The organism is Hyphomicrobium sp., from assembly GCF_041659645.1.
Classification (GTDB): Bacteria; Pseudomonadota; Alphaproteobacteria; order Rhizobiales; family Hyphomicrobiaceae; genus Hyphomicrobium_B.
Genome location: NZ_JBAZXX010000002.1, coordinates 573680 through 589022, shown reverse-complemented (window position 1 = coordinate 589022; position 15343 = coordinate 573680). Strand labels below are relative to the sequence as shown.

The window sequence follows — 15343 nt, the reverse complement described above, 5'->3', positions numbered from 1 at the left end:
TTTTCAGAATGAAGCGCCGCCCATTCAGGTTTGCGGCTTGTAGTTGATGATATCGTCGTTTTTCAGCCCCTCGGGAGAGCCCGAGCGCAGTTTCAGTTGAGCCCGTTTGGCGAAGACCTGCGCCTGTTTTATGTCCCCCTCGCAAAAGAAGGCTTGGGCGGTCATGGCATCGGCCTCCGGCGCCCGCCCCTGCTTGTAATAGATGTTTGCGAGCAGTCTGTATGCATGTCCGTTTTCCGGATCTTCAACGAGGGATTTCCGCAATAGCTCAACGGCTTCCTTCGGGGCGTCGTCGTGGTTTGAGTCCTGGAGCGCGGACGCGAGCTGCACTCGGATCAGCGGGCTGTCCGGCGCGAGTTTCAGCGCCTGCCGCAGGCTCGGGATTGCGGCCGCGGTCTTGCCGGATCGCATCAGGAAATCGGCCCGGAGTTCATAGAAATATGGGTACGACGGGTTTTCGCGGATGATCGCGTCGGTGTCCTGGACCGACGCCTCAAGGGCGCCCGGACCGCCACGGAAAAACTTAGCTATGGCTCGAGCATATCGAGCCGGCAGGGTCTTGTTCGTTTCCGGGTAGCGATTGAAAACCGCTGCCGGCGTTTCAAGATATCCCGAAAGCTTCGCTCGCATCAGATCGTGGCGCAACTGAAGGGAGGGCGGGTCCTTTTGATCGAAAAAGGCACTCGTGCGCGCAAGCTGACCCAGCCGCGCTAAGCGCTCGACGGACAAGGGATGCGAGCGCACAAACGGATCTTGGAACTGATCCGACAGGTATTCCTGTTCCTTGAAGCGCTCAAACGTGTCGAGCATGCCTTTGCCTGATTGCTTCGTAGCGGTCAGATACTTCATGCCGGCCTGATCGGCCGCCGATTCCTGCGACCGTCGTTCCGCAAGCAGGCCTTTCATGATGACGCTGCTTCCGCCCTGCAACATGGCGGCTCCCCCTTGCACGGTGTCCCGGCCCGACGAACCGCCCGAAACGCCACCGGCCACCATTGCGCCGAGCCCGAGAACCTGCGTCAGCAGGGCGCGCGTCTGATCCTTCGCGATCCGCGACCGCAGCGCGGCCATGTGCCCGCCCGCGATATGCCCGCTCTCGTGCGCAATGACGCCGATCACTTCGTTTGGCGTGTTGGCCTGCATCAGCGTTCCGGTATTCACGAAGACGTTGGCGCCATCGAGAACGAAGGCATTGAAAGCGTCGTTGTTGATGATGCGAACGGTAACGCGACCGCCGCCAAAGCCCGCAGCCTGGAAAATCGGCCGCGAGTAATCCTGCAGCAAGCCTTCGATCTCGGTGTCACGGATGAGCGGCAGTCCCTGCGCGCGCGCGCCGCTTGCCGACGTCATCAACGAAGCGGTGAGGGCGACGGCCAAAAGTGCAAAGCGTCTGGCGGTCCAACGTGCCCGATGAGGCTTCCTAATTATTGGCATTCGCAGTGCCCTGATCTCGACAAGCGCTTCGAGACGCTACGCACGGTCAAAATATGCGCCAACCCCCACTCGGGTCAAATGCGTTGCAACGATGCGTTACGGGCATTCACTAATTTTGGGGCGTGAGAATGGCAACGCCTCCGCGCGCAAGCGCTTTTGCGCACGGCTCGTGCTTATCCGTTACGCGACGCGCAGTGCCGGGAGGAGAAGGAAAAGGGCCGAAGCAGCAGCCGCTTCGGCCCGGTATTCTTAATATTTACTCGCCGCTGAATTTGCGTTGCCACCAGCCCTTGCGCTGGGGTGCGGCTTGACCTTCCGCAGCGGGCGTATCGGCTTCCTCGCCCGGACGGACAACGACACGCTCTATGCGCGGCTCGCTGGAGCCGACTTCGTGCCGCCGCCGGGCTATTGGCGCGGGTTCCGGCGCACGTTCAACGACTGCAGGTGCCGGAATATCGATCGCCGCAGGCGGCGCGTCGCTCGAAACCTTTGCCGCCACAACTTTCGCAGCGCCGACAATCGTCACTGGTTCGGTGTCCGGCGTCTTCGAGGGGACGTCCCAGATCCGTTGCCGCGCGACTTTGGTTTCCGGCTTTTCGACGGTGCCGCCGACCTCAGCCGGAGACGACGTCTCCGGTACCGCCTCACCGTTCACCCGAGCGCCATGCTCGGCGGTATCGGGGCTCGCATCCGCATGGCCGTTTTCAGCCTCGTACTGCTCGCCGCCTTCGCTGCCGTCGGCGTTTACATTACCGCCTTCGCGACGATCCCTGCCGCGACGACCGCCGCGGCGTCCGCGGCGACGGCGCCGAGGTTTGTCGCCATTCGCGCCAGTCTCGGTCTGCTCGTCGAAACCTGCTTCGTCTTCGGCGGAAGACTGCGCTTCCAGATCCTCATCGTCCGCCGGACCGGCTTCGGCATCATTATCACCGCGAGGCTGCGCTTCTCCAGCGAATGCAGGCCCCTGTTCGCCACGACCATCGAACCCGGAACGCTCGCGGCCCTCACCGCGTTCGCGTCCGCCGCGTCCACGACGCCGTCTGCGGCGGCCACCACGACGTCCGTCGTTCTCTTCGTTGTCTCCGCGCCCGTTCTCGCTGGCGGCAGCGCCTTCTTCGGCTTCGTCGGGATTGGGTACGGTTTCGATCTCGCCGCCTTCGAAGGACGGTGCTTCATCTTCGCCGTCGAAGCCCCAGTCCATGTTGACCGCGGCACGCTCGACACGGCGCACCGGAACGATCGCACCGCCGCGTTCAATGGTGAAGTTCGCACCCTGCACCCGGTCGCTGCCGAGCACTGTCACGGTGTAGCCGTGCCGCTGCTCCATCTCGGTGATGTAGGCGCGCTTGCTGTTGAGGATGTAGAGCGCGACAGCCGAAGTCGTCGTTGCCGTAAGCGGTCCCGTCGCACCCGAGGTAATCGCATCTTCAAGGCCACGCAGCACCGCGAGAGCGACGCTCTCTGTCGAGCGGATGATGCCGGTTCCCTGGCAATGCGGGCACTGAGAGGTCGAGCCTTCGAGCACGCCCGTTCTGAGGCGCTGACGCGACATTTCCATCAAACCGAAGTGCGAGATGCGCCCGAGCTGGATGCGCGCGCGATCGAAACGCAGAGCATCTTTCAGGCGACGTTCGACAGAGCGATTGTTGCGCTTCTCCTCCATGTCGATGAAATCGATCACAACGAGACCGGCAAGGTCGCGCAGCTTGAGCTGACGCGCGATTTCGTCGGCGGCCTCGAGGTTCGTCGCGAGCGCCGTCTCCTCGATCGAGAATTCGCGGGTCGATTTTCCCGAGTTGACGTCGATGGCGACGAGAGCTTCCGTCTGATTGATGACGATGTAGCCGCCAGAGCGCAGTGTAACCTGCGGTTGGAACATCGCGTTAAGCTGGCGCTCGACGCCATAGCGCGTAAAGAGTGGCGTCGGCTCGTGATACGGCACGACGTTCTTCGCGTGGCTCGGCATGAGCATCTTCATGAAGTCGGCGGCTTCCTGATGCCCCGCTTCGCCCGCGACCACGATTTCCTCGACATCCTTGTTATAGAGGTCGCGGATCGAACGCTTGATGAGATCGCCTTCCTCGTAGACGAGGCTCGGCGCCGTCGACTGCAGCGTAAGTTCGCGCACGCTTTCCCAGAGCCGCAGCAGATATTCGAAGTCGCGCTTGATCTCCTGCTTCGTCCGCGCCGCGCCGGCGGTGCGGATGATCAGGCCCATGCCCTCCGGAACCTCAAGTTCCTGCGCAATGGCCTTGAGACGGCGGCGATCCTGCGGGTTGGTGATCTTGCGTGAAATGCCACCGCCGCGCGCGGTGTTCGGCATCAAGACCGTGTAACGGCCTGCCAGCGACAAATACGTGGTGAGCGCCGCGCCCTTGTTGCCGCGTTCTTCCTTGACGACCTGCACCAGGATGATCTGGCGGCGCTTGATGACTTCCTGGATCTTGTAGCTGCGCGGACGCCGACGTTGGCGCTGTGGCGATCCTTCACGAAACTCCGGGCCGGAGGCTTCATCTATGTCGCCGCCGTGGCCGTGGTGATGGTCGTGATCGTGCGAATGCTCAGACTCATCGTCATTGGACGCTTCGCCTGCACGCGCATCGTCGTCGTGCTCGGCGAAATGCTCGCCATTGTCATCAGCCGACGTGATGACGTGCGTGTGCTCGTCCGGGAGGACGTCTTCGGCTTCCGAGGTCTGCGGCGCAACCGGTTCCGAGCGAACGTCGTCGTTAGACGTCTGGACTGCCGCGGCGACCACATTGATCGCCTCGTCGTCCTCGTCGCCGCCGATTTCTTCTATGTGCTCGTCTTCCTCGACGTCGACGATATGCGGGGTCTCGCCTTCGCGATCCTCCGGCGACCGGTCGCCGAAGTCATCGTCGTTGGCCGCCTCTCCGTCTTCCTCGCGAGGAGCGGCAGGAGCACTGGACCGTCCGGAATGTCGGCGTGCGAGAGCCTCCGCGCGCCGGTCAGCGGCAGCTTCTAACTCGGCTTCGGCGGCCGCTTCTTCATCGAGAAGCGCCTGCCGGTCGGCGACAGGGATCTGATAGTAGTCAGGATGGATTTCGTTGAAGGCGAGAAATCCGTGGCGGTTGCCGCCGTAGTCGACGAAAGCCGCCTGAAGCGACGGCTCAACGCGCGTCACCTTGGCGAGATAGATATTGCCGCGAAGCAGTTTACGGGCGGCACTCTCGAAATCGAATTCCTCTACCCGGCCGTTGCGTTGCACCACAACCCGAGTCTCCTCGGGGTGCGTGGCGTCGATAAGCATTTTCGTATTGGACATTGTTTATTTTCCTTGGCGCGCCGGGGCGGCGGCCCGCATCTCGAACCGGAATTGGCGGAACGGATTGCGAGACTCGCGCTGTGGCGCGTTCTTTTGGTTGAATGAGCTGGTGGATCTGATTGTGTTGATGGAACGGGCGGCCGAGCCGCTTTCTGCGCCATCCCGGTCCCTGCGGCGCGCGAACGGCACACGGGAACGTATGGGAGCGCTGTGCGGATCGAGATCCCTTTGGCGCTATGTTGGATGGTGCGAGCTGTCGTCATGGCCTGTGGTCTATGGTCCAGCTGCGTGTCCAGAATTGGGGGACGTTAGGCTGGGGGAAAAAATCCGACACCCTCCGGCGTCGCGGTGGATCAAACTTTTTAGTCGCCCAGCAATTCGCGCTAGTACCCGACTGACAAACGGGGCGACCGGTACAAAGTCTTAACGCCTCGACAAAGAGCCGCCGGGGGCTCAGACGCCAAAGCTGCAGCGAGAGCTGCGAAACCTGCTGAGCGACGTGATACTCCCGTACGCTTGCCTCGAGCAGGTGCCATCCGTGCTGACCCAATTACCTGTGAAAGCAGAGCTTTACCCCCGCAGCAGGCCGATCGGGTACCGCAGACACCCATTCAACAAACGCCATTTAAGCGTGTGTCTCAGGCGCCACCGAATACATTTCAAACTCTACGAGGTCGCTCCTCCGCTGGCAAGTGCTATAAAACCGGCGGCATGGCGACTTCGCGAGGCGACAATGAGAATATTATATAACGTTTGAAAACAAAGATTTAACGAGGGATCGACGATCGGGCGCTAAACGTGACGGAGGGGGAAAATTAGGCAATGCGCCTGCCCGGAGAACCTTTGCTGAACATTATAGTGGCAGTAGCGGCCGCACTATGCCTGCTGCTTGCCCGCCCGGCCGCCTCGGCTGAAGCCCTCGAGACGCACATGACCATCACCGGCCGCTCGACGATTTTCGAGCTGACGATGAGTGAGGGCGTAACGGCCCAGGTTTTCACCCTCGCCAATCCCTATCGCGTCGTCGTCGATTTGCCCGATGTCACGTTCCGCCTCGATCCGTCCGCGGGACAAAAGGGTGCGGGCCTTATTTCCGAGTTCCGCTACGGACTTTTCGCCCGGCACAAATCTCGGATCGTCATCGACACCAAGGGGCCGGTGAAAATTCATTCCGCCAACATGACGAGATTGAAGGGCACGTCTGCCGTGAAACTCGCCATCGCGCTCATGCCGATGGATGTGGCGGCGTTCGGAGGCGGAACCGGTGCCGGGATGGTGGCGGCAGCCGACGAGCCGCTCTCCGATGCCGGGTCGCCTGGGCGCTCCGGAGGTCCGCAAAACCCCCTGGGCAAACCCGTTGTCGTGATTGATCCGGGGCACGGCGGCATCGACCCTGGCGCGATCGGCGCCAACGGCGTGAACGAAAAGACGATCGTTCTAGCCGTTGCGATGCAACTCAAGGACGACCTCGAAAAAACAGGTCTCTATGAAGTGAGATTGACGCGGTCCGAGGACGTTTTCGTCTCGCTCGACAACCGCCTCAAGTATTCCCGGGACAATGACGCCAGTCTGTTCATTTCTCTGCACGCGGATTCCATTGAGGAAAAAGCCGCGGCCAGCATTCGCGGTGCGACCATTTACACCCTGTCGAACATGGCCACCGACAAAGAGGCGCGGATTATGGCCGAGAAGGAAAATGCGTCGGATCTTCTCGCCGGCATCGAGAATTTGGATCGGGGCAACGACGACCAGGTCAAGAATATCCTGATAGACTTGATGAAACGGGAAACCTCGAATTTTTCTGCCGATTTTTCGCAAGTTCTCGCGAAGCGCCTCAGCAAGACCATCGCGATGTCGCGCGTGCCGCGCCGTTCGGCGGCCTTCAAAGTGCTGAAGCAGACAGATTCGCCGTCCGTCCTCGTGGAGCTGGGCTACATCAGCAACCGTACGGACGAGGAGCAGATGCTGACGCCCGAGTGGCAATCGAAGGTCGCGTCGGCAATCACCGGAGCGGTGCAAATTTACTTCAATAAACGGACCGTCGCACGCCCGTGACCAGCCTTTAAGCCAACCCCGAGCCAACACTGAGGATGATGGGGTTCCTCGGACGACGTGCTGCCACATTCCGTGCTAATGTGCGGGGGTTCCGAGGGGATTGTCATTGCTGCGGCGCGGCAATAGACGTAAGCCGCCTCGATTGGAAAACTTAAGCCAGCGATAGTCTGACGGAATCTCGAATTTGATGCGCGCGCCCACGCTGCCGCCGCCCCCGGCGCCTAGGAGAAGGAAAAAGCGGCGCAGAAGCCTGCTGCTCAATTTTCTTGGGTTCGCCTTTGGTACTTTCGTGCTGGTGTTCATCGCCGGTTCCGCGGGCGCAGGCTTCCTGATCTGGCAGGCCTCGCGCGATCTTCCCGATTACGAAAGCCTGTCGAAGTACGAACCGCCCGTCATGACGCGCATCCACGCCCACGACGGCTCGCTGATTTCCGAGTTCGCGCGCGAGCGGCGTATTTTCGTACCGATCAACAACGTCCCGAAACGCGTCGTCGGCGCCTTCCTGTCGGCTGAGGATCGCCGCTTCTACGAGCACGGCGGCGTCGACATCCAGGGCGTGCTGCGCGCTGTCTTCGCGGCGGTCGAGGCGAAGGTTCACGGCTCGAACAAGCGCACGCAAGGCGCCTCGACCATCACCCAGCAGGTCGCCAAGAACTTCCTTCTGACGAACGAGCGTTCGCTAGAGCGGAAAATCAAGGAAGCCATTCTCGCGATCCGCATCGAGGGCGCCTACTCGAAAGATCGCATCCTCGAACTCTACCTCAATGAAATTTTTCTCGGCATGAACTCCTATGGAGTCGGTGCCGCCTCGCTCACCTACTTCAACAAGGAACTCAAAGACCTCAACATCGAGGAAGCAGCCTATCTTGCGGCCCTTCCCAAGGGTCCGAACAACTACCATCCCTTCCGCCAGAAGGAGCGGGCGACCGAGCGGCGGAACTGGATCATCGGTCAGATGGCCGAGAACGGCTACATCACGAAGGAAGAGGCTGAGGCGGCGAAGAAGAAGCCGCTCGTCGTCAACCTGCGCCCTAATACGGTTCACATCGAAACCGCCGAATTTTTTGCCGAGGAAGTGCGCCGCACGCTGCTTGCGAAGTACGGCGAGGACAAGCTCTACGGCGGCGGTCTCTCGGTCCGCACCACGCTCGATCCCCAACTCCAGCAGTTCGCGAGAAAAGCCCTGATCGACGGCCTCGTGAAATTCGATCGTAGACAGGGCTGGCGCGGGCCGGTGTCCAACATCGACATTTCCGGCGACTGGGGCGTGGCGCTGGGCAAGATTGCAACCCCGTCCGACATTCAGCCCTGGCGTCTCGGTGTCGTGCTTGAGACGCAGAAGACGAAAGCGATTGTCGGCTTCAAACCGGCGCGCCAGCAGGATTCGACGCTCGCGAAAGATCGTGAAGCCGTCGAAGTCTCGCTTGAAGATATGAAGTGGGCGGCGAAGAAGACCGGCGGCAAACGCGTCGATCCCAAGTCGACCGCGAATATCTTAACACCGGGCGACGTCGTCTACGTCTCGCCGAAGGATCCCAATAACATTCAGGGCGCTTGGGCTTTGATGCAGGTCCCTCAGATCGGCGGCGGCCTCGTGGCGATGGACCCCTATACCGGCCGCGTGCTCGCGGTCGTCGGCGGCTTTTCCTACGACATGAGCCAGTTCGACCGCGTCATCCAAGCGAAGCGCCAGCCGGGCTCGTCCTTCAAGCCGTTCGTCTATGCCTCTGCCATCGACAACGGCTACAAGCCGACGTCGATCATTCTCGATGCGCCGATCGAAATTGATCAGGGTCCGGGACAGGACGTCTGGAAGCCGAAAAACTACGAGACCGACGATACCGCGGGGCCTGAAACACTGCGCTTCGGCATCGAGCATTCGCGCAACCAGATGACGGCGCGTCTGGCGCAGGATCTCGGCATGCCGATCATCACCGAATACGCGAAGCGCTTCGGCATTTACGACGATCTGCTGCCCGTGCTTTCAATGTCGCTCGGCGCCGGCGAAACGACGCTCCTTCGCATGGCGACAGGCTACTGCATGCTCGCGAACGGCGGCAAGGAAGTCACCTCGACCCTCATTGACCGCATCCAGGACCGGTATGGCCATACGATCTGGCGTCACGACGATCGCCAGTGCATGGGCTGCATGGCGGACAGGTGGGCGAACCAGACTGAGCCCCAACTCGTCGACAGCCGCCGTCAGATTATTGATCCGATTACCGCCTATCAGGTCACCCATATTCTCGAAGGCGTTGTTCAGCGCGGCACGGGCAGCGTTTTGAAAACGCTCAACCGGCCGATCGCCGGCAAGACCGGCACCACGAACGAAGAAAAGGACGTGTGGTTCTTGGGCTATACACCGACGATGGTTGTCGGAGTCTTCGTCGGCTACGACACGCCCAAGCCGCTCGGCAAGGGCAACACCGGCGGCGCCATCGCGGCGCCGATCTTCGGCGAGTTCATTCAGGACGCGCTTGGCCAAACACCACCTGCGCCCTTCCGCGTCCCGCCCGGCGTCAAGTTCGTGCGCGTCGATCTGAAGACGGGCCTTCGGGCATCCGCCGACGATCAGAACGCGATCATGGAAGCGTTCAAGCCGGACGAAGAGCCCGACGATGCCTACGCGATGATCGGTATTAACGGCGCGACCGCCGACGCCTCCGCGCCGCCGTCGTCTCCGATCCCCACCAGTGACCGCGTTGCCCGCCCTGCGCCGCCTGCGAGCCGGCCGGACAGCGGATCTCTGACTCCCAACGGATTGTGGTAGTGAAACGCGCGCCGATTGCCGCGCCGTAGAAGCGCGCGTTTACACGGCGAGCCGTCGTCTCTATACGTCCGCTCCTAATTTTCTCGATTGACCCAATTCGCCGGCGTTTGCTGGCTCCGGAGGCTCCCATGCGCGCAGAAGCGCAAAAACTATCGGACGGCATCGAGGAGGCATTCGCCCTCCTGAGGAGGTCTCTTTGACTGGGAGACGGCCGAAGACCGTCTCGCCTCGCTGAACGCGAAAGCCGAAGACCCCAGCCTCTGGACCGATGCCAAGAACGCGCAGAAGGTCATGCGCCAACGCAATTCGCTTGAGCGCTCCGTTTCGGAGTTCAAGCGTCTGCAACGCGACTTCGAAGACGCTCTGACATTGATCGAGCTCGGCGAATCCGAGAACGACCAGGCAAGCGTGAGCGAAGGTGAAACGGTGCTCCAGCGCATCGACCACGAAGCGCAGCGCCGCTCGATCGAAGCGATGCTGTCGGGCGAAGCCGATGCGATGAATACCTACATCGAAGTTCACGCCGGCGCGGGCGGCACCGAGAGCCAGGATTGGGCATCGATGCTCGCGCGCATGTATGTCCGCTGGGCGGAGCGCCGCGGATACAAGGTGAAGCTGATCGACGAAAGCCAGGGCGAAGAAGCCGGCATCAAATCAGCGACGTTCGAAATCGAAGGTGAAAACGCCTACGGCTGGCTGAAAACCGAAGCCGGCGTCCATCGTCTCGTGCGCATCTCGCCCTACGATTCGAATGCTCGCCGCCACACCAGCTTCGCGTCCGTCACCGTCTATCCCGTCATCGACGATACGATCGACATCGAGGTCAATCCGGCCGACGTCGACATTTCGTTCGCGCGGTCTTCGGGCGCCGGTGGTCAGCACGTCAACAGAACGGAATCCGCCGTTCGCCTCGTGCATAAGCCGTCAGGTATCGTGATTTTCGCTCAGGAACAGCGCTCGCAGCATCAAAACAAGGACATCGCGTTCCGGCGCCTGAAGGCTCGTCTGTACGAAATGGAACTCAAAAAGCGCGAAGCCAAGGCGAATGCCGAGCAGGCCGCGAAAACCGATATCGGCTGGGGACACCAGATCCGCTCTTACGTCCTCCAGCCTTATCAGCTCGTCAAGGATCTACGTACCGGCGCTGCGTCGACCAATCCCGATGAAGTTCTCGATGGCGATATCGACCAATTCATCGAAGCCGCGCTCTCGCAGCGCATCAAGGGCGGCGGCGAAGCCGTTACGATCGAAGACCTGGAATAGCCGCGCCGGTAAAGGCCACGCCAAATCCGTGAGCCGCTGCCGTCAAAAACCGGCTCAGTTGCGTTCGCGCAGGATTGGGGTGTTGAACGGCGATGCAGGGCCGGCCGAACTGCTCTGCGATCCCGTAAAGCCAAACCCCGGAGAACCCGGCCCGTTCAGCCAGTTCGTGGTCGCGGAGTCTGGGCTGTCGGGCACGGCGCCAGCTGAAAAATTGAAGTTGCCGAAAGGCGAGGTCGAGGCCGATGTCGACGGCGCCATTGCGGCCCCCAACTCGTCCTGGTCTTGGTACTTGGCTGAACCGTCGGCGTTGGTGCCGCCAATGGAGGTCGTTTCGAAAGCGTTGGCGCTGCTCGACGCCACGAGCGCCGAAAACAGAGCGGCTGCTGTTATGGCACGATGAAATTGCATCAAGACCCCCGGGAACGTCCGCCAACGCGCACCATCTATTCTGGGCTAACGCTGATTTGCGGGCGGATCTAGGCGGCAACATACTTTTTCGGTGAGTGTTGCAGCCCCGCCTCGCAAGGAAGCGGCCCCTACGCGCTCCGCCAAATCGCGGGAATCCGGCGCTTCAGGCTGGCTTTCACCGCGCTTGCCTGCGACCCGCCGTTCGCCTTCGCGTCGAATTTGGCGCGTGACGCCTCGACGGTTTGCCGGTTCGCGATAGCCCACTCGCCGAGCGGCGCTAGAATGCAAATCAGCGTTCGCCCGAGGTCGGTCAACTCGTAGTCGACCCGCGGTGGAATGGTCGGAAATACGGTGCGCGTCACGAGGCCGTCGCGTTCGAGACCCCGCAACGTCAGCGTCAGCATCCGCTGCGAAATGCTGCCGACGGCCCGCCGGATCTCGTTGAAACGCATGGGTCCATTCGAGAGAAGCCCGACGACATAGACCGTCCATTTGTCGCCGATACGCGACAGAACATCGGAGACCGCGCGGCAGTTCTCGGTTTCAGGTTTGATACCGACTTCCAAAAATGTGCCTCCTTGCGCGGTTCTCGCCAGTGAACAATTTAGCGCTGGTCACAAAATGTGACTGGCTGAGGTTCGCCTGTCAAATGGTTCGCTCCAGTCTCCGCCCAACCGTCTTGGCCAAACCGTCTTGGATTGGAGATCCACTCATGAAACTTCTGCATGTCGATTCGAGCATCCTCGGCCCGGGCTCGGTGAGCCGGCAGCTCTCGGCGGAAATCGCCGCGGCCGAACAGCGCCTCCACCCCGGTATCCAGGTGATTTATCGCGACCTCGCCGTCGAGCCGGTCGGGCATCTTTCCGGCGCCCATCTCGCCGCCGCTCAGGGCGCCGCGCCCGAAGCGGCCGATGTTCGCCAGGATGTCGCGGCCGGGCAGGCCGCCCTGGAAGAGTTCCTCGCCGCCGATATCGTCGTTGTTGGCGCTCCGATGTACAACTTCGCAATCCCGAGCCAGCTCAAGGCGTGGATCGACCGGCTTGCCGTCGCAGGCAAGACCTTCCGCTACGACGAAACGGGCGTCCATGGCCTCGCCGGCGGCAAGAAAGTCATCATCGCGTCGTCGCGCGGCGGCTTCTACGGGCCCGAGACGCAGATCGCGTTCCTGGATCACCAGGAAACCTATCTTCGCAATCTTTTCGGCTTTTTCGGCATCACCGACGTGACGTTCATCCGCGCCGAAGGCATCAACCTCGGCCCCGACCAGCGCGCCCAATCGATCGCCGCCGCCCAGACAAGCATTGCCGGCCTCGCGGCCTGATTTCAGGCATCGGCGGAGGCTTTCCCGGCCTCCGCCGATGCCCGCCGGACGTTTGATTTCTCGACATAAGCGACAGTCGTGTTAAAGCGCGGGCCCGTCTTTTGGTTCAAAACGCCCGCTGCCAATGCCACCACACGATTATTTGCATCTCATCACGTCCGAAGGCTTCGCCGATTACGCGCTGCTCGATTGCGGCGCGGGGCGCAAACTCGAACGGTTCGGCAAGGTCGTTGTCGACCGGCCGGAGCCCCAGGCGCTCTGGCAGCCAAAGCACGCGAAGCCGGAATGGGCGAAGGCGAACGCGGTCTTTTCGGCGTCGGGCGAAGACGACGAGAAGGGCAAGTGGCGCATCGATAAACCCGTGCCCGACGCCTGGCCGGTGAAACTCGCGCTTGCTCCTTCCCAACCTTCCAATGTCACCATGCTCTGCAAGCTCGCGGGACTATGGCATCTCGGCCTCTTTCCCGAACAGGAACCGCATTGGCGCTGGATGCTCGAACGTCTTGCCAAGGTGAAGGGTGAGCCGCCCCGCGTCCTCAATCTCTTTGGTTACACGGGCGCCGCGTCGCTGCTCGCCGCGCAAGCCGGAGCCGAGGTCACGCACGTCGATGCCTCCAAGAAGGCGATCCAGTGGGGTAAGGAGAATCAGGAAGCGTCCAAGCTCAGCGCTGCAAAAATCCGTTGGCTGCTCGACGACGCCGCGAAGTTCGTGGCGCGCGATATCCGCCGCGGCAAAACCTACCACGTGATCCTCGTCGATCCGCCGAAGTTCGGCCGCGGCCCTGAGGGCGAGATCTGGGATCTGTTCCAGAACCTTCCCGGTCTCCTCGCCGACCTCGCGAAATTGCTCGTGCCCGAAAACGCCGCGATGGTGCTGACGATCTATGCCATTCGCGCGTCGTCGCTCGCTTTCGATCAGTTGATGCGCGAAGCGCTCGCGAAGCGCGGCGGCTCGTTTGACAGCGGCGAATTGGCTATTCGCTCCAAGGCTGGCCCGCTTGTGCCGACGTCGCTGTTCGTGCGCTGGGCTGACACGCCATGAAGCCAGCAGCCAACGCTCCCAAGATCATCACGAGCCTGACGAACGACCGCATCAAGGCGATCCGCGCGCTCGAGATGCGCAAGGTGCGCAAAGAGACGGGTCTGTTTGTTGCCGAAGGCACGTCGCTTCTCGTCACCGCGCGCGATCATGGCATCGCACCGGAAACGCTCGTCTTTCAATCGGGTGCCGCAGGTGCCGGCATCGTGCGCGGCCTCGTGAAGTACGCGCTCGACGCCGGTTCCGAAGTTCTCGAAGTTTCCGAACCCGTCCTCGCCAAGCTCGCGTCGAAGGACAATCCGCAAGCGCTGCTCGGTGTTTTCCGCCAGCAGCTTTCGGCCCCGCCCGATCCGGCCAAGCTCGCCGACACCGACACTTGGCTCGCACTCGAAGAAATCCGAGATCCCGGCAATCTCGGAACCATCATCCGCACCGCCGACGCGGTTGGCCTCTCCGGCATCATGCTTGTCGGTACGACGTGCGATCCCTATGCATTGGAATCGATCCGCGCCACCATGGGCTCGATCTTCGCCGTGCCGATCGTGAAGATCGATCGCGAAAGCTTCTTCACCCTCGCGAAGGCGTGGCCCGGCGAGGTGATCGGCACCCACCTTGATGCTCGCGAAGATTTCCGCCGACCCCAATACAACGGCCGCGAGCTGATCGTGATGGGCAGCGAAGGCCCCGGACTTTCGGGCGGCGCCGCCGCCGTCTGCTCGACGCTTGTCAAAATTCCGATGGCCGGTGCGCTCGACTCGCTCAATCTCGCAATCGCGACCGCGCTGATGCTCTATCAAATTCGCGGCCCCCATCTGAAGCTCTGATCATGCGCATCGAATATCACCGCACGCTGATCGCCGATCAGGTCCGCAACGAAGCCTTCTTCGCTGCGCTCAAAGCCGTAATCGTTCCGGGCAAAACCGTCGTCGCCGACATCGGCGCGGGCACTGGCCTGCTCGGGTTGATGGCGTCGAAGCTCGGCGCGAAAGACGTCTTTCTGTTTGAAACCGCCGAGGTCGCAGGCGTCGCCGCTTCCGTTCTGAAGGCGAACAAGGCGAAACGCTGTCACCTCATTCCGTGCCATTCGACCGAGTTTCAGGACAAGCTTGCCGTCGACATCATCGTATCGGAAACGCTCGGCAACTATGCGCTCGAAGAAAACATCATCGCGACGCTGGCCGACGCGCGCCAACGCTTCTTGAAGCCGGGCGGTAAAGTCATCCCCGACGGCATCATTCAATACGTCGCGCCGGTCGTCACGGCGCGCATCGATACCGAGCTTCGCGCCTGGGAACGGGTCGGCCACGGACTTGATCTCGCCGTCGCGCAGACGATGTCGCTGAACAACGCTTACGTCCGCGCGCTGCAACCCGCCGACGTTCTCGATGGCTGCCGCAGCGCCATGGTCTGGGATGAGATTGATCTCACCTCCGAAACGCGCTCGAAGCGGCGCGGTGAAGCCGAATGGCGTCTGCCGCGCGCGGCCAAGATCTATGGCTTCGCGACGTGGTGGAAAGTCGAGCTGGTGCCCGGCATCGGTTTTTCGACTGGGCCGCTGTCGCCGCGCACCCACTGGGAGCAGCTTTATTTTCCGATTGCCGCGCCGATCGACGCCGACGCCAGCGACGTCATTTCGATTGATTTGCGTTCAAGCTCGTCTGAAGACGCGGGCACCCGCCTCGCTTGGACAGCGGTTCACAAAGGCGCGAAAGGCAAGGTTCTGGTGCGCCACGCACATGATCTCGACAAAGGATATCTCCCCTAAGC

Annotated in this window: 11 protein-coding genes; 7 read left to right on the top strand and 4 right to left on the bottom strand. The window is 61.6% G+C overall.

Translation table 11 applies throughout. The features are described 5' to 3' along the window. Positions 1-24: 24 nt before the first annotated feature. Together WC811_RS07835 and WC811_RS07830 are read right to left on the bottom strand one after the other, a co-directional pair. The gene (locus WC811_RS07835; RefSeq protein ID WP_372642729.1) at positions 25-1350 is read right to left on the bottom strand and encodes a M48 family metalloprotease; all 1326 of its coding nucleotides are present in this window, start codon (positions 1348-1350) and stop codon (positions 25-27) included. Between the two features lie 340 nt (positions 1351-1690). Further along, positions 1691-4720: an Rne/Rng family ribonuclease gene (locus WC811_RS07830; RefSeq protein WP_372642726.1), complete on the bottom strand. Its 3030-nt coding sequence runs from the start codon at positions 4718-4720 to the stop codon at positions 1691-1693. Between the two features lie 822 nt (positions 4721-5542). On the opposite strand from WC811_RS07830, the gene WC811_RS07825 reads away from it, so the two are divergent. The 3 genes from WC811_RS07825 (at position 5543) to prfB (ending at position 10808) form a co-directional block, all read left to right on the top strand. After that, positions 5543-6775, top strand: a complete 1233-nt coding sequence (locus WC811_RS07825) for an N-acetylmuramoyl-L-alanine amidase (protein WP_372642724.1) — start codon at positions 5543-5545, stop codon at positions 6773-6775. A 187-nt stretch (positions 6776-6962) separates the two neighbouring features. Further along, positions 6963-9545, top strand: coding sequence for a penicillin-binding protein 1A (locus tag WC811_RS07820; RefSeq protein WP_372642722.1), 2583 nt, complete (start codon positions 6963-6965; stop codon positions 9543-9545). A 128-nt stretch (positions 9546-9673) separates the two neighbouring features. Beyond that, positions 9674-10808 (top strand): peptide chain release factor 2 gene (gene prfB, locus WC811_RS07815; protein WP_372642719.1). Its coding sequence is split into 2 segments (ribosomal slippage): positions 9674-9742 and positions 9744-10808, totalling 1134 coding nucleotides; the frame shifts between segments, so codons are not numbered across the junction. Between the two features lie 54 nt (positions 10809-10862). Here the strand turns inward: prfB and WC811_RS07810 are convergent. Both WC811_RS07810 and WC811_RS07805 read right to left on the bottom strand, forming a co-directional pair. Continuing rightward, positions 10863-11216 (bottom strand): hypothetical protein, encoded by a 354-nt coding sequence (locus tag WC811_RS07810; RefSeq protein WP_372642717.1) that lies wholly within the window; start codon positions 11214-11216, stop codon positions 10863-10865. Between the two features lie 128 nt (positions 11217-11344). Then, on the bottom strand, positions 11345-11782 hold the full coding sequence (locus WC811_RS07805) for a winged helix-turn-helix transcriptional regulator (RefSeq protein ID WP_372642715.1): 438 nt from the start codon (positions 11780-11782) through the stop codon (positions 11345-11347). A gap of 146 nt (positions 11783-11928) precedes the next feature. On the opposite strand from WC811_RS07805, the gene WC811_RS07800 reads away from it, so the two are divergent. The 4 genes from WC811_RS07800 (at position 11929) to WC811_RS07785 (ending at position 15341) form a co-directional block, all read left to right on the top strand. Beyond that, positions 11929-12537 carry an FMN-dependent NADH-azoreductase gene (locus WC811_RS07800; RefSeq protein ID WP_372642713.1) on the top strand — a complete coding sequence of 203 codons (609 nt, stop codon included), beginning with the start codon at positions 11929-11931 and terminating at the stop codon, positions 12535-12537. 124 nt (positions 12538-12661) lie between these two features. Beyond that, complete coding sequence (locus tag WC811_RS07795; protein WP_372642711.1) at positions 12662-13579, top strand: class I SAM-dependent methyltransferase; 918 nt, start codon at positions 12662-12664, stop codon at positions 13577-13579. Then, the gene (locus WC811_RS07790; RefSeq protein ID WP_372642708.1) at positions 13576-14400 is read left to right on the top strand and encodes a TrmH family RNA methyltransferase; all 825 of its coding nucleotides are present in this window, start codon (positions 13576-13578) and stop codon (positions 14398-14400) included. Before WC811_RS07795 ends, WC811_RS07790 begins: the two co-directional genes overlap by 4 nt. Before the next feature lie 2 nt (positions 14401-14402). Further along, on the top strand, positions 14403-15341 hold the full coding sequence (locus WC811_RS07785) for a 50S ribosomal protein L11 methyltransferase (protein WP_372642706.1): 939 nt from the start codon (positions 14403-14405) through the stop codon (positions 15339-15341). The last annotated feature ends 2 nt before the right edge of the window (positions 15342-15343 follow it).

Coding starts and splice junctions, on each gene's coding strand:
- WC811_RS07810 (WP_372642717.1), bottom strand. CDS start 11,216: ATGCAATTTCATCGTGCCATAACAGCAGCCGCTCTGTTTTCGGCGCTC.
- WC811_RS07800 (WP_372642713.1), top strand. CDS start 11,929: ATGAAACTTCTGCATGTCGATTCGAGCATCCTCGGCCCGGGCTCGGTG.
- WC811_RS07785 (WP_372642706.1), top strand. CDS start 14,403: ATGCGCATCGAATATCACCGCACGCTGATCGCCGATCAGGTCCGCAAC.
- WC811_RS07820 (WP_372642722.1), top strand. CDS start 6,963: ATGCGCGCGCCCACGCTGCCGCCGCCCCCGGCGCCTAGGAGAAGGAAA.
- WC811_RS07835 (WP_372642729.1), bottom strand. CDS start 1,350: ATGACGTCGGCAAGCGGCGCGCGCGCGCAGGGACTGCCGCTCATCCGT.
- WC811_RS07825 (WP_372642724.1), top strand. CDS start 5,543: ATGCGCCTGCCCGGAGAACCTTTGCTGAACATTATAGTGGCAGTAGCG.
- WC811_RS07830 (WP_372642726.1), bottom strand. CDS start 4,720: ATGTCCAATACGAAAATGCTTATCGACGCCACGCACCCCGAGGAGACT.
- WC811_RS07795 (WP_372642711.1), top strand. CDS start 12,662: ATGCCACCACACGATTATTTGCATCTCATCACGTCCGAAGGCTTCGCC.
- WC811_RS07790 (WP_372642708.1), top strand. CDS start 13,576: ATGAAGCCAGCAGCCAACGCTCCCAAGATCATCACGAGCCTGACGAAC.